Source organism: Kitasatospora sp. NPDC059673 (genome assembly GCF_042734215.1).
Classification (GTDB): domain Bacteria; phylum Actinomycetota; class Actinomycetes; order Streptomycetales; family Streptomycetaceae; genus Kitasatospora.
On sequence record NZ_JBHWEN010000015.1, the window covers coordinates 59,654 to 73,226 of the forward strand.

General features: G+C 72.9%; 11 protein-coding genes. 5 read left to right on the forward strand and 6 right to left on the reverse strand.

The genetic code is table 11. From position 1 onward, the window contains the following. Positions 1-24 precede the first annotated feature (24 nt). Positions 25-654, reverse strand: a complete 630-nt coding sequence (locus ACFV18_RS19100; RefSeq protein ID WP_380484617.1) for a class I SAM-dependent methyltransferase — start codon at positions 652-654, stop codon at positions 25-27. A 188-nt stretch (positions 655-842) separates the two neighbouring features. On the opposite strand from ACFV18_RS19100, the gene ACFV18_RS19105 reads away from it, so the two are divergent. Continuing rightward, on the forward strand, positions 843-2,219 hold the full coding sequence (locus ACFV18_RS19105) for a diaminobutyrate--2-oxoglutarate transaminase family protein (RefSeq protein ID WP_380484619.1): 1,377 nt from the start codon (positions 843-845) through the stop codon (positions 2,217-2,219). 53 nt (positions 2,220-2,272) lie between these two features. Next, positions 2,273-3,718: a pyridoxal phosphate-dependent decarboxylase family protein gene (locus ACFV18_RS19110; RefSeq protein WP_380484621.1), complete on the forward strand. Its 1,446-nt coding sequence runs from the start codon at positions 2,273-2,275 to the stop codon at positions 3,716-3,718. 6 nt (positions 3,719-3,724) lie between these two features. Here ACFV18_RS19110 and ACFV18_RS19115 read toward each other — a convergent pair whose 3' ends face one another. The 4 genes from ACFV18_RS19115 to ACFV18_RS19130 all read right to left on the reverse strand — a co-directional run bounded on the left by ACFV18_RS19115 (position 3,725) and on the right by ACFV18_RS19130 (position 7,455). Continuing rightward, positions 3,725-4,525 (reverse strand): inositol monophosphatase family protein, encoded by an 801-nt coding sequence (locus ACFV18_RS19115; protein WP_380484836.1) that lies wholly within the window; start codon positions 4,523-4,525, stop codon positions 3,725-3,727. Between the two features lie 187 nt (positions 4,526-4,712). Beyond that, positions 4,713-6,068 (reverse strand): MFS transporter, encoded by a 1,356-nt coding sequence (locus tag ACFV18_RS19120; protein ID WP_380484623.1) that lies wholly within the window; start codon positions 6,066-6,068, stop codon positions 4,713-4,715. 110 nt (positions 6,069-6,178) lie between these two features. Beyond that, positions 6,179-6,535 (reverse strand): ArsR/SmtB family transcription factor, encoded by a 357-nt coding sequence (locus tag ACFV18_RS19125; RefSeq protein WP_380484625.1) that lies wholly within the window; start codon positions 6,533-6,535, stop codon positions 6,179-6,181. Between the two features lie 170 nt (positions 6,536-6,705). Next, positions 6,706-7,455 (reverse strand): MerR family transcriptional regulator, encoded by a 750-nt coding sequence (locus ACFV18_RS19130; protein ID WP_380484627.1) that lies wholly within the window; start codon positions 7,453-7,455, stop codon positions 6,706-6,708. Between the two features lie 210 nt (positions 7,456-7,665). Here ACFV18_RS19130 and ACFV18_RS19135 point away from each other — a divergent pair, with 210 nt between their 5' ends. The 3 genes from ACFV18_RS19135 to ACFV18_RS19145 are packed head-to-tail and all read left to right on the forward strand — an operon-like array spanning position 7,666 to position 11,155. After that, on the forward strand, positions 7,666-9,222 hold the full coding sequence (locus ACFV18_RS19135; RefSeq protein ID WP_380484629.1) for a flavin-containing monooxygenase: 1,557 nt from the start codon (positions 7,666-7,668) through the stop codon (positions 9,220-9,222). Next, positions 9,219-10,268 (forward strand): alpha/beta fold hydrolase, encoded by a 1,050-nt coding sequence (locus tag ACFV18_RS19140; RefSeq protein WP_380484631.1) that lies wholly within the window; start codon positions 9,219-9,221, stop codon positions 10,266-10,268. Before ACFV18_RS19135 ends, ACFV18_RS19140 begins: the two co-directional genes overlap by 4 nt. Next, positions 10,265-11,155, forward strand: coding sequence for an SDR family oxidoreductase (locus tag ACFV18_RS19145; RefSeq protein WP_380484633.1), 891 nt, complete (start codon positions 10,265-10,267; stop codon positions 11,153-11,155). The genes ACFV18_RS19140 and ACFV18_RS19145 overlap by 4 nt, the downstream gene beginning before the upstream one ends. A 121-nt stretch (positions 11,156-11,276) precedes the next feature. Here ACFV18_RS19145 and ACFV18_RS19150 read toward each other — a convergent pair whose 3' ends face one another. After that, the gene (locus tag ACFV18_RS19150; RefSeq protein WP_380484634.1) at positions 11,277-13,340 is read right to left on the reverse strand and encodes a discoidin domain-containing protein; all 2,064 of its coding nucleotides are present in this window, start codon (positions 13,338-13,340) and stop codon (positions 11,277-11,279) included. Positions 13,341-13,573: the final 233 nt, after the last annotated feature.

Sequence of the window (13,573 nt, forward strand, 5' to 3'; positions counted from 1 at the left end):
GATTTCGGGTCGGGCGCGTTCAGATCAGGCGCGTTCGGGTCGGGCGCGTTCGGCGAGGACCAGGAAGCGGTCCGGGTCGTCGGTGTAGGACAGCGGGTTCCAGCCGGCGGAGGTGAGCAGGGGGAAGAGCCTGTCGCGGGCCCGGAGGTCGTCGGGGGTGAGGGCGCGGCCGTGGCGGGCGGCGAGGGCGGCGCGGCCGACGGGGTGGTACAGGGCGAGCCGGCCGCCCGGGCGGGTGACGCGGGCGAGTTCGCGCAGGCCGGTCGCCGGGCCCGGCAGGTGGGAGATCAGGCCGGCCCCGAAGACCAGGTCGGCCACGGCGTCCGGGAGCGGGAGCCGGGTGCAGTCGGCCTGCAGCAGGACGGCGTCGGCGCGGTGCGCGGTGGCCTGCGCCAGCATCTCCGGCGTGAGGTCGAGGCCGAGGACGGTTCCCGACGGCCCGACAGCCGCGCGCAGCAGTGGCAGCGCGCGGCCGGTGCCGCAGCCCGCGTCGATGACGAACTGGCCCTCCGTCAGGCCGGTTTCGGCGATCGCGGCGGCGTAGCGCGGACTGTCGTCCGGGAACTTGCCGTCCCAGCCGGCGGCGCGTTCGGCGAAGAAGGCGCGGGTGGCGGCGAGTTCGCGGGCATGGGCGTCACGCTTCGGAGTCTCCATGGCGGCAGGGTACGTGGGGCGTACTCGGGTGGCGGCCGTGACCCGGGGGCGGGCGGGCTCGTTGACATGGCGGGTGCGGAAAGCGGTACGTGCTCACTCGGACGGGTGATCAGAAGGCCTTGCGGGCCGTTCAGTGGAGCCCCGGGAGTAAAGTTAGGCTTACCTAACCATCCAAAGGGAGCTTCGCTGTGACCCTCACCGTCGGCACCTCCGCCGCGCCCGCCGGCGACGCGATCCTGCGCCGCCAGCGCATCCGCGAGTCGGCCGCCCGCACCTACGCGCGGTCCTTCCCGATCGTCCCGGTGCGCGCGAACGGCATGACCGTGGAGGGCGCCGACGGCCGCCGCTACCTGGACTGCCTCTCCGGCGCCGGCACCCTCGCCCTCGGCCATAATCACCCCGTGGTGCTCGAAGCGATCCGCCGCACGCTGGACAGCGGCGCTCCGCTCCACCTGCTCGACCTCGCCACCGCCGAGAAGGACGACTTCACCACCGCGCTGTTCGAGAGCCTCCCCGAGAAGTTCGCCGCCAAGGCCCGGATCCACTTCTGCGGCCCGGCCGGCACCGACGCCGTCGAGGCCGCCCTCAAGCTCATGCAGACCGCCACCGGCCGCCGCGGCGCACTCGCCTTCACCGGCGCCTACCACGGCATGACCGCCGGCGCCCTCGCCCTCACCGGCAACACCGCCGTCAAGTCCCCGCTGCCCAGCGCCGGCGAGGTCACCCGGCTGCCCTACCCCTACGCCTACCGCTGCCCGTTCGGCATCGGCGGCGAGCGCGGCGCGGAGCTGGCCGCGGCCTACACCGAGCGGCTGCTCGACGACCCGTCGGGCGGCGTGCTCCCGGCCGCCGCGATGATCCTCGAACCCGTCCAGGGCGAGGGCGGCGTCGTCCCCGCCCCCGACGGCTGGCTGCGCGAGATGCGCCGGATCACCGCCGAACGCGGCATCCCGCTGATCGTCGACGAGGTGCAGACGGGTGTCGGCCGCACCGGGCGGATGTGGGCGGTGGAGCACAGCGGCATCGAACCGGACGCGATGGTGCTGTCCAAGGCGATCGGCGGCAGCCTCCCGCTCGCGGTGGTCATCTACCGCGAGGAGTACGACAGTTGGCGGCCCGGCGCCCACACCGGCACCTTCCGCGGCAACACCCTCGCGATGGCGGCCGGCGCGGCGACGCTCCGGTACGTCGCCGCCAACGGGCTGGCCGCCCGTGCCGAGACGGTCGGCGCCCGGATCGCCGCCCGCCTCGACGGCGCCCGTGACCGCCTCCCGGTGATCGGCGACGTACGCGGCCGCGGCCTGATGACCGGCGTCGAACTCATCGATCCCGCAGGGGAGTCGGACAGCTGCGGCGCCCGCCCCGCGAACCCCGGCCTCGCCGTCCGGGTGCGCGAAGCCTGCCTCGCCCGCGGCCTGATCGTCGAACTCGGTGGCCGCCACGACGCCGTCCTGCGGCTGCTCCCGCCGCTCACCATCACCGACGAGCAGGCCGACGCCGTCCTCGAACGGCTCTGCGACGCCATCGAGTTCGCCATGCGAGAGCCCGCCGTCGCGCGTGGGTAGTTGATCTCGCATCACGTTCTGTTGCTGGTCGATCGGTTGGAAGTGGAAGAGAAGTGAGTGGGTTAACCGAACTCTCCGGAGGCGTGGCCGGGCCCGAGGCGCTGCGGCCGCTGCTCGCACAGGTGTTGGCGGCGCTGACCGCCGGAGCGGTGCGGCGGGGCGGGCCGGTGGTGGCGGGCGAGCCGATGGCGGTGGGGGAGGTGGTGCGGGAGGCGCTGGCCCGGGCCCACGGGCCGGGCGCACTCGGGCAGTTGGTCGAGCTGCTGGCGCACGGCGCGGCCGACCCGGCCGACCCGGCCTGCGCGGCACACCTGCACTGCCCGCCGCTGGCCGTCGCGGTGGCCGCCGACCTCGCGGTCAGCGCCCTCAACCCGTCCCAGGACTCCTGGGACCAGGCCCCGGCAGCCACCACCCTGGAGAGCGAACTCCTCGCCGAACTCGCCCAGTTGGTCGGATTCCGGCCCGATCGCGCGGCCGGCGTGCTGACCACCGGCGGCACCGAGTCCAACCTGATGGGCCTGATGCTGGCCCGCGACCAACGCCTCGGCCCGGACGTCGAGTTGAACGGCATCCCGCGCGGCGTCCGGCCCCGGATCCTGGCCTCCGAGGTCGCCCACTTCTCCGTCCAGCGCGCCGCCGCACTGCTCGGCCTCGGCGAACGCGCCGTCCGCGCCGTCCCCGTGGACCGTCAACTGCGCATGGAGCCCGAGGCGTTGGCCGACGCGTTCGCCGAGGCCGGCTGGGAGGGCGCCACCCCGATCGCCGTGGTCGCCACCGCCGGCACCACCGACACCGGCGCCATCGACCCGCTGCACGAGGTCGCCGACCTCGCCGCCCGCCACGGCACCTGGCTGCACGTGGATGCCGCGTACGGCGGCGGCGCACTGTTCTCCGACCGGCTCGCCCCGCTGCTCGACGGGATCGACCGCGCCGACTCGATCTCCCTCGACTGGCACAAACTCGGCTGGCAACCCGCCGCCGCCGGCGTCTTCCTGGTCCGCGACGCCCGCACCTACGCCTCGCTCGCCCGCCGCGCCGTCTACCTCAACCCCGCCGACGACGAGGACGCCGGCTACCCCAGCCTGCTCGGCCAGTCGCTGCGCACCACCCGCCGACCCGACGCCTTCAAACTTGCCGTCACCCTGCGGACGCTGGGCCGGGACGGGCTCGGCGCACTGGTCGACCGCTGCCACGACCTGGCCCTGCGGGCCGCCGAACTCGTCCGCGCGAACCCCGAGTTGGAGCTGCACTGCGAACCGGTCCTGACCACCGTGGTGTTCCGCTACGCGGCCGCGGACAGCGACCACGTCAACGCGGAACTGCGCCGCCACCTGCTGCGCACCGGCCGGGCCGTCGTCGGCCGCACCGAACTCCCGGGCACCGGCCCCGGCCGGGTGCGGCTGAAACTGACCCTGCTCAACCCGCACACCACCGAACGGGAGCTCGATTCGCTGCTGGCGGCCGTGGTCGAGAGCGGACGGGCGGTGCAGAAGCGGTAGGGCGGGTCAGAAGCCCTTCAGCAGGATCCCCCGCAGCGTCTCCCACTGCTCCGGATCCGCCGCCACCAGCAGGCCGTTGGTGCCACCGGGCGGCTCGGGCAGGTACGGGGAGCCGTCGAAACGGGCGGAGCGGCCGCCGGCCTCGGTGATCAGCAGCGAACCGGGGGCGTGGTCCCAGGGGAGAGTGCGCCAGTACAGGAGGAAGTCGCGCTCACCGGTGGCGACCAGCGGATACTCGATGCCGGCGGCTCTGCGCCCGGGATCGAGCGGGCCGAGCGCGCGGGCGTTGTCGAGCAGGTGGTGGCTGGTCGGCGGAGCGAAGTAGCGCGTCTTCAGGATGCCCGTCCACGCCTCCGGCGCGGTGGTGACCTTCTCCCGCGCCAGCCGCTCCCCGTTCCGCCAGGCCCCCGCGCCGAGTTCGGCGGTGTACGCGGTGCCGGAGCAGGGCTGCCAGATCCAGGACGCGACGGCCTGTCCGCTCCGCACCAGCGAGGCCATCACCGCGAACGCGGGTTCCCCGGCGACGAAGTTCTTGGTCCCGTCCACCGGGTCCACCAGCCAGACGGCGGGCTCCTCCAGCAGCGCCCGGGCCAGCGCCGGATCGGCCGCCACGGCCTCTTCCCCGACCACCGGGACGGGCAGCAGCTCACGCAGGCGCCGAGTGATGATCCGCTCGGCGTCCCGGTCCGCGACGGTGACGAGATCGCCTGGAGCCTTCTCCATCACCTCACCCTCGGCCAGCGCCCGAAACCGAGGCTCGACCGCCTCTGCCGACGCCTCCACGAGGATCTCGGTGACCTTCTCCATCAACACGCCCGCGCTCCCTTCACCGCCCTCCACTCTCCCATGCCCGGGTGTGACGGGTGATGCGCAGGTGGCTGGTGGGACAAGGTGCGGGCGGCGGTGGGCACCGCGTGCGCGGATTCTGCCCGCCGGGTTCGACCCGCTTCGGGTGGGCGGAGCGTGGTGGTCGTCGTGCTGCCCTGGTGGTGTGTCAGGCGTGCTGGGGCCAGCGGGGGTGGTGGTGGTCGATGACGTAGTGGTGGTCGTGGCCCCAGGCTCCGGTGGCGCCGTCGAGGGGGTGGGCGTCGCGGAGGTGGGGGTGGTCGCGGGGGAGGTCGGTGTGGGTGTGGGGGAGGGTGTCGGGGTCGTGGCGCGGCCACAGGGCGCCGGCCGCGAGGGCGGCGGTGAGGGAGATCGCGCCGAGGACGAGGGCGGTCGCGGGGAGTCCGGCTCCGGCGGCGAGCCAGCCGGCGAGGGGGTAGGTGAGCAGCCAGCAGGAGTGGGAGAGGGAGAACTGGGCGGCGAAGGCGGCGGGGAGGTCGGCGTCGGCGGCGGAGCGGCGGATGACGCGTCCGCCGGGGGTGAGGACGGCGGAACCGGCGGCGCCGATCAGGGCCCAGGCGGCGAGGAGGGCGATCCAGGTCGCGGTGCCGGGCGCGGCGGCGGTGATGGCGGCCGTGGCGGTGAGGACGGCGGGCAGGGCGAGGGCGGCGGGGAGCATGACGGCGCGGTCTCCGGCGCGGGCCAGGAGGCGGGGCAGCAGGAGGGCGGCGAGCATGGAGCCGGCTCCGTAGGCGCCGAGGGCGAGGGAGACGGATCCGGCGGGGCGCCGGAAGTGCTCGCGGACCACGACGACGGTGTTGACGAAGACGATGGCTCCGGCGGCGGCGACCGCGAGGTCGAGGGTGATCAGGGCCCGCAGGCGGGGGGTGGCCCGGAACAGGCGGGAGCCGAACATCGCTTTCCGGTAGCTGCCGCCGGTGCGTTCGGTGGGCGGGGTCTTGGGCAGGACGGCGGAGACGACCAGGGCGGCGGAGGCGAGGAAGCCGGCCATGGTGCCGGTGAACAGCCAGTTGTAGGAGACCCAGGTCAGCAGGACGGCGGCGAGCGCGGGGCTGAACAGGGACTCCAGGTCGTAGGCGAGACGGGACATGGACAGGGCGTTGGTGTAGTCGCGCTCGGCGGGCAGCACCTGGGGAATGGTGGCCTGGAAGGTCGGGGTGAACGCGGCGGAGGCGGCCTGGAGCAGGAACACCGTCAGGTAGATCTGCCAGACCTGGGTGACGAACGGCAGGGCGAGGGCGACGCCGGCGCGGGTGAGGTCCATCGCCACCATCAGCGCCCTGCGCGGTATGCGGCCGGCGAGCGCGCCGGCGATCGGGGCGATGGCGACGTAGGCGACCATCTTGATCGCCAGCGCGGTGCCCAGGACCGCGCCCGCGTTCGCCCCGGCGATGTCGTAGGCGAGCAGCGCGAGGGCGACGGTGGCCAGGCCGGTGCCGATCAGGGCGACGACCTGGGCGGTGAACAGGTGGCGGTAGGTGCGGTTGCGCAGCACGGAAAGCATGGCCCGTCCCGGCTCGAAGGTGGCCCGACCATCTCATCGTAAACAACATGTACGCATAAATGCACATGTTGCCTGCGGTCGGGCGGCCGGAACTCCCGCCGGGCAGGGAGTCAGTCGTGCGGGGGAAGGGCGGCGATCTGGTGGTCGGCGACGTTCAGCGCCTCGTCGACCAGGCGGCGCAGGTGGCCGTGACGCAGGGAGTAGACGACGTGGCGGCCGTCCCGGCGGGTGGTGACGAGTCCGGCGAGGCGGAGTTTGGCCAGGTGCTGGCTGACGGAGGGGCGGGCGGCACCGGTGGCCTCGACCAGGGTGGTCACGTCGGCCTCGCCGCGGCCCAGGCGCTCCAGCAGCGCGAGGCGGGTGCGGTCCGCGAGGAGGGAGAGGACGGAGGCGGCGGCGTCGAGGCGCTCGCCACCGGTGTGCTGATGCGAGTGCGATGCATCTGCGACCTGCGCGCGGTTGTCCATCTGCTCATCGTAGGGCCCTTCCCGGGATGCGCGTGTGCGCACACGTGGTGAGGAGCGGGGACGGGCTGCCCGCCGTGCCCCGACCGGTGCAGGGCACGGCTGCGGTGTCCGCAGCGTGGCCGCGCATGCCTGCCGAGGGCCCGGGCGCTGCCCGCCTCGGCGAGCGGGGATCAGGTCTCGTTCAGGCGGTCGTACTCGGCGCGGACGCGGCGGTCCATGGCGAGGGCGAACTGGGCGTCGTTGACGGCCCGGGCGAGCGGGCGGATGCGGTGGATGCGCTCGGTGAGGCGGGCGGCTTCGGCGGGGGTGAGGTCCTGGACGTGGGCGAGGGCGCCCAGCAGCCGGTCGCGGATCAGGGTGACGAAAATGTCGGCCATCGCGTCGGCGTACTCGCTGGCGTGGCGGCTGACCTCCAGGACGGCGGCCAGCGGCACACCCTCGTCCACCAGGGCGACGGTGGCGTCCATCAGGCGGCGACTGATGTGGGTGATGCCGTCGGGGTCGACGGTGATGAAGCCCTGGGCGAGGGACTCGGCGGTGTTGGCCTCGGTCAGCTGGTCGCCGAACGCGGCGCGCAGTTCGTCCCAGCTCAGGTGGACGGGCGTCTCGTCGGACCAGGGCGCGACCAGCGCGGCCTGAAGGCCGATCAGTTCGGCGACGTCGCGGCCGTCCTCGCCGGCGCCGATCAGTTCGGCGATGCCGCCGAGCGCGTGCCCGCGTTCGAGCAGTTCGCCGATCAGCCGCAGCCGGGCCAGGTGCTGGGGGCCGTACCAGGCGATCCGGCCGGCCTTGCGGGGTGGTGGCAGCAGGCGGCGTTCGCGGTAGAAGCGGACGGTGCGCACGCTGATGCCGGCCGCCTCGGCGAGTTCGGCGATGCGGTACTCGCGCGGGGGCTCGCGGTCCTGCTGGATCTCCGCCACGCCGGTCAGCATAGGGCCGGGCCGGGACGGGCGGACACCCGCGCAATCCTCGGCGTCGGCGCTATTCCACTCAGTGTCAACAAGGGCTACTCTGCCAAACGCGCCAGTGATTACTGGCAGCATCCAGGGCTCCATCCCCTCAGCACGCAGCGGCAGTTCAGCACCGCACCGGCCCGTGCCGTTCCCCACCCTTGCCAGGAGGACCCGCCCATGGCACCCCGCACCAAGAAGCCGCCCGTCCCTGCCATGCCGCAGCCGGACCCCGTGCCGCACGTGCGGGTCGCCGTCGTCGGCTCCGGCTTCGGCGGCCTCGGCGCCGGCGTCCGGCTGCGCCGCGCCGGGATCACCGACTTCGTGATCCTGGAACGCGCGGACTCCATCGGCGGCACCTGGCGCGACAACTCCTACCCGGGCTGCGCCTGCGACGTGCCCTCCCACTTGTACTCGTTCTCCTTCGCGCCGAACCCCGAGTGGCCCCGGGTGTTCTCCGGACAGCCCGACATCCGCGCCTACCTGGAGAAGGTCGCCGACACCTTCGGGTTGCGCCCGCACCTGCGGTTCGGCGCCGAGGTCACCGAACTGCGCTGGGAGGAGGAGCGCACCCGATGGCGGGTCACCACCCGGGCCGGCAGCTGGACCGCCGACGCCGTGGTCTCCGCCGCCGGCCCGCTGGCCGACCCGCAGATCCCCGACCTGCCCGGCCTGGACAGCTTCCCCGGCAAGGTCTTCCACTCCTCCCGCTGGGACCACGACTACGACCTGGCGGGCAAGCGCGTCGCCGTGATCGGCACCGGCGCCTCCGCCGCCCAGATCATCCCCGCCATCCAGCCCACCGTCCGCAGCCTGACGGTCTTCCAGCGCACCCCGGCCTGGGTCCTGCCGCGCGCCGACCGCGAAGTGACCGGCGTGGAGAAGTGGTTGCACAGCAAGCTCCCGCCCAGCGGACTTCTGCGCCGGTCCGCCCTGTTCGTGATTCGCGAGCTCCAGGTGGACGCCTTCGTGCGCCGTCCGCAACTGCTCAAGCTGGTCCAGCAGGTGGCGCTGCGGCACATGCACAAGGCGATCGCCGACCCGGCGCTGCGCGCCAAGCTCACGCCGGACTACCGGATCGGCTGCAAGCGCATCCTGCTCAGCAACACCTACTATCCGGCGCTCGCCGCCCCCAACACCGAGGTGGTCGCCTCCGGCCTGCGCGAGCTGCGCGGCAACACCCTGGTCGCCGCCGACGGAAGCGAACACCAGGTCGATGCCGTGGTGTTCGGCACCGGATTCCACGTCACCGACCTGCCGATCGCGCAGCGGGTGTACGGCATCGGAGGCATGGCGCTGGCCGAAGCGTGGAAGGACGGTATGGAGGCACTGCGCGGCTCCACCGTGCGGGGCTTCCCCAACCTGTTCTTCCTGATCGGCCCGAACACCGGGCTCGGCAACAACTCGATGATCCTGATGATCGAGTCCCAACTCAACTACCTGATCGACGCGCTGACCACGCTGGACTCCCTCGGCGCCACCGCCATGCAGCCCACCGAACGGGCCCAGCGGCAGTGGAACCTGGAACTCCAGCACCGGATGAGCCGCACCGTGTGGACCACCGGCGGGTGCCGCAGCTGGTACCTCGAAGAGGACGGCAAGAACACCGTGCTGTGGCCGGCCTCCACCAGCGCCTTCCGCCGTGCCACCCGGCACGTCGATCTCGCCGAGTACGAACTCCTCAAGCGCACAGCCCCGTTGGGCGACGCGCTCGACCCCGAGGCGGTGCCCGTATGAGCCCCCGTATCCCCGCCGACTGCGTGCTGCCCGACCCGGCAGCCGTCCACACCGTCCGCTCCGCCGACGGCGCCGAACTGAGCGTCGAGGAGTACGGACGCGAGGGTGCGCCGCTGCTCGTGCTCGCCCACGGCTGGACGTGCGCGACCACGTTCTGGGCGCCCGTGATCAACCGGCTGGTCGCCGACTTCCGGGTCATCGCCTACGACCAGCGCGGCCACGGCCGCAGCCCCGCGCCGGCCGACGCCGCCGGGTACGGCACCGACAAGCTCGCCGACGACCTCGAAGCGGTGCTGACCGCGACCGTCCCCGCCGGGCGGCGAGCCGTGGTCGCCGGCCACAGCATGGGCGGCATGACCATCATGGCGGCCGGCGGACGCCCCGAGGTGGCCGCCCGTACCGCCGCCAACGTGCTGGTCAACACCGGCCCCGGCGAACTCGTCGACGAACTGACGGTGCTTCCGCCCTTCGTGCGCGGCCGGGCGCTGCGGCGCATGCTGAGCCGCCCGGTGCTCCAGTCCCGGCTGTCGCTCGGCTCGGTCAACGGCATCAGCCGGGCCGCCCTCAAGTACGCCACCATGGGCCCCGCCACGCCCGCCGACCGGGTCGAGGCCTGCGCGCAGGTGGTGCACGCCTGCCCGGCCAAGGTGCGCTACCAGTGGGCGGTGGTGCTGGACGTGCTGGACGTGCACGCCGGGCTGGCCCGGATCACCGCGCCGACCGCCGTCGTCACCAGCAGCAACGACAAACTGACCCCGCCGGTGCACTCGCACCGGATCTTCGCCGCCCTGGCCGACCCGCGCGGCCTGCTGGAACTCCCCGGCGCCGGCCACATGAGCCCGGTCGAACGCCCCGCCGAGGTCGCCGAGGAGATCCGCCGGGTCGCCGCGCTGGTCGCCGACGACCTGTCGGCGGACGCCGTTGCGTTCAGCGGTGCCGAAAACAGCGGTGCCGAGAACGTCGGTGCCGAAAGCACGGCCGAGGTCGCGAACACCAGCGCTTCGGACCACCCGTCCCCGACCGCCACCGTGGAGAAGACCGCATGACCCCGCCGCTGTCCTCGCAGGTCGTCGTCATCACCGGAGCCGCCCGCGGCCTGGGCGCGCTGATGGCCCGCAAGCTCGCCGACCGGGGCGCCAAGGTCGCGCTGGTCGGCCTGGAGCCCGCCGAACTCAAGGCCGTCGCCGCCCAGTGCGGCGAACACGCCTCCGCCTGGGAGGCCGACGTCACCGACCTGGACGCGCTGACCGAGGTGGCGAACCGGATCAAGGACCGCTACGGGCGGATCGACACCGTCGTCGCCAACGCCGGCATCGCGCTCGGCGGGCCGATGCAGGACAGCGACCACCGGGCCTGGAGCCGGGTGATCGAGGTCAACCTGCTCGGCTCCGTCGCCACCGCCCGGGCCTTCCTGCCCGCGCTGGTCGAGAGCCGCGGCTACCTGCTGCAGATCGCCTCGCTGGCCGCGCTCACCCCGGCCCCGCTGATGTCCGCCTACTGCGCTTCCAAGGCCGGCGTCGAGTCCTTCGCCCACGCGCTGCGCGCCGAGGTCGCCTACCAGGGCGTCAAGGTCGGTGTCGGCTACCTGAGTTGGACCGACACCGACATGGTGCGCGGCGCCGACGAGGACGCGGTGCTGCGGCAGATGCGGGCCAAGCTGCCCTGGCCCGCCAACAAGACGTACCCGATCGGCCCGGCCGTGGACCGGCTGGTGGCCGGCATCGGCCGCCGCTCCGCGCACGTCTACGCGCAGGCCTGGCTGCGCGGCATGCAGCCGGTGCGCTGGATGATGCCCGGCCTGATCGCCGCGGTCGGCTCCCGCGATGTCGCCAGGCTCGCGCCCGAGCTGAAGGCCACCGCCGCCACCCGGCTGCGGCCGGTCGGTGCGGGTGGGCAGGCCGATCAGGACGCCCGGGCCGCCAAGATGGAGTAATGATCACAGAATGACGGGCGGACAATCGGCTTTGGAGAGAGGCCGATTGTTCGCCCGTCACATTCGGGACCGTCACATTCAGACCGTCATGGACGGACCGTCATACCGGAAGCGGTGCGGGTCAGGTGCCGTGCACCGACAGCTCGTACAGCGAGTACCCCCACTGGGTGGCCCGCGCCGTGCCGTGGAAGCGCACGTACCGGGCCGCCGTCGGCGCGAACGAGGCGGTGTCCTGGCCGCCGTCGCCCGCCGTGGTGGACCAGACGGTGCGCCAGGTGCTGCCGTCCGTGGACACCTCGATCCGGTAGCCGGTGGCGTAGGCGCGTTCCCAGTCCAGCGTCACCCGGTCCACGGTGTGCACCGCGCCGAGGTCCACGGACAGCCACTGGTCGTCGCTCCAGTCGCTGGCCCAGCGGGTGGACCGGTCGCCGTCCAGCGCCCGGCCGGGCTGGTAGGAAGTGAACGGGTTCCACTCCGAGGAGCTCGCGCCGGCACTCGCCGTTCCGGTCGCCAACTCCCGCCCGGGGGAGTAGTGCTCGGTGGCCCGCCAGGTGGTCAGGTAGGACTGCGCGCCCTTCATCAGATCGTTCACCACCCCCTGCCCGCCACTGAGCCGGATCTGCTCGATCCAGTCGGGCAGCAGTCCGGCGTGCGCCATGCCATCGGTGTTGACGTCCCAGGTCCGGGAGCCGGTCACCTGACGGTCCAGCACCGAGCCACCGTCCGCGCTGCGGAACGGGTACGTCACCGCGTTGGGCGCGCCCGCGCCGACCGGGCCCGGCCAGCCGCCGACACCGTTCAGGTCACTGCCGTAGCCGTAGCCGACCCCGTACGTGTCACGCAGCTCCTTGGTGCGGTTCGCCTCGGCCACGAACCCGCTCGCCTCGTGCGGGTACTGGGCGGCGAACCCGCCCAGCTTGTACAGGCGTTCGGTCCAGTTGAGGTCCATCCAGCTGTGGCTGGAGAGCACCCCCGGGTAGGCCTGCGACTCCAGGATCTCGAACGCGCTCTTCGCCGCCTTGACGCTCATGTGGTCGACTTCGAGCATCATGTGACGCTGCATCATGCCGCGCAGCGCGTAGTCGCCGAGTTCGGTCAGCCCCCGGGTGTTGCACTGGGCGGACGTGGAGTACGTGGGCAGGTTCACTCCGGCCGGCAGCATCCCCTGGGCCTGCGCGGTGGGCAGCCCGATCGGATTGTCGTGCTGCGGGCCGGTGCACTGCTCGGTGGTCCAGAACGTGCCGGTGGACAGGAACTGCCCGGCGTTCACCGCCACCCCCGTGCCGCCCTCGTCGAACCGCACGCCGCACAGCGCGTTGTCGAACTTGTGGCACAGGAACATGCTGCGCACCCCGAGCGCGTACAGCTCGTCCAGCCCGCGGTCGATCGCGGCCCGGTCGCACTGCGGCACGTCCAGGATCTGCTTGCAGCCGAACGGCTCCGAGGTCTCCACCCCCAGCACCACCGCCAACTTGCCCTGCTCGACCACGGAACGGGCCTGGTCGGAGTCGGTGACGATGCGGAACCAGCCCTTGCCGGGCCCGCCGTACATCGTGTCGATGTACGCCTGGAGTTCGTAGGACTTGCGGGCCTCGGTGCGGATGGCGTCCATCTCGTCGCAGCCGCGGTCCTTGTACGGGTAGATCGAGCACAGCAGCCCGTTGGTCACCAGGTCGTTGACCAGCACCCGCTCGCCGCCGCGCCAGGCCCGCTCCACCCAGGCGTAGTAGTCCTGCTGGTGGCTGAGCGAGTTGTGGGCCGGCCAGTCGGCGAAGGTCGGCCAGCCGACCGGGTCGTGGTGGCCGTTGGCCCCGCCGGTGACGTTCTCGAACAGGGCGAGCGAACCGTCCGGGTAGTGCTCCGGGCAGTCCTTCAGCGCGTCCGCGGCGCCCTGCGGGGAGAACGCGGCGCCGCAGATCACCCGGCCGCCGAAACCTTCGGCGGACATCAGGTGGTTGTGCGCGTCGACGAAGCCGCGGACACTGCCGTCGGCGGCCGTGCCGCGGAACGGCTCGCCCGTGACATTGATCTGCGAGTCCGGCGCCGGCCGGGCGGTGGGATTCCACCACCCGTCGGCGGCACGGGCGTTGGGGCCCGGAACGGCGCCGCCGACGATCGCGGCCGCGAGCAGGAGCAGCGGCAGCAGACGGGCGAGGACGTTCCTGGCGCGATGGTTTCCGATCATGGGCACCTCTCGGCTCGGGGAGGCGGCGGTTTTTCCCGAGAATCCCGAGCTGTTGACACCCCGTCAATAGATCGGACGAAATTACTTACCGGTCAGTATCTGGCGAGTTCGAGGCGATTTGTCGACAGGTCACCCTGTGCGGACACGCTTCGGGCCCGCCCCGTGGGGAGGGGGCGGGCCCGGGAGAGGCGAAGGCGTGCCGGCGCCGTCAGGACCACCGGGGTCGGGGACGG

What these genes read in the sequence shown, in the direction of transcription:
- ACFV18_RS19100 (WP_380484617.1), bottom strand. Translation starts at nt 654, where the DNA reads ATGGAGACTCCGAAGCGTGACGCCCATGCCCGCGAACTCGCCGCCACC.
- ACFV18_RS19115 (WP_380484836.1), bottom strand. Translation starts at nt 4,525, where the DNA reads ATGGAGAAGGTCACCGAGATCCTCGTGGAGGCGTCGGCAGAGGCGGTC.
- ACFV18_RS19120 (WP_380484623.1), bottom strand. Translation starts at nt 6,068, where the DNA reads ATGCTTTCCGTGCTGCGCAACCGCACCTACCGCCACCTGTTCACCGCC.
- ACFV18_RS19125 (WP_380484625.1), bottom strand. Translation starts at nt 6,535, where the DNA reads ATGGACAACCGCGCGCAGGTCGCAGATGCATCGCACTCGCATCAGCAC.
- ACFV18_RS19135 (WP_380484629.1), top strand. Translation starts at nt 7,666, where the DNA reads ATGGCACCCCGCACCAAGAAGCCGCCCGTCCCTGCCATGCCGCAGCCG.
- ACFV18_RS19140 (WP_380484631.1), top strand. Translation starts at nt 9,219, where the DNA reads ATGAGCCCCCGTATCCCCGCCGACTGCGTGCTGCCCGACCCGGCAGCC.
- ACFV18_RS19145 (WP_380484633.1), top strand. Translation starts at nt 10,265, where the DNA reads ATGACCCCGCCGCTGTCCTCGCAGGTCGTCGTCATCACCGGAGCCGCC.
- ACFV18_RS19150 (WP_380484634.1), bottom strand. Translation starts at nt 13,340, where the DNA reads ATGATCGGAAACCATCGCGCCAGGAACGTCCTCGCCCGTCTGCTGCCG.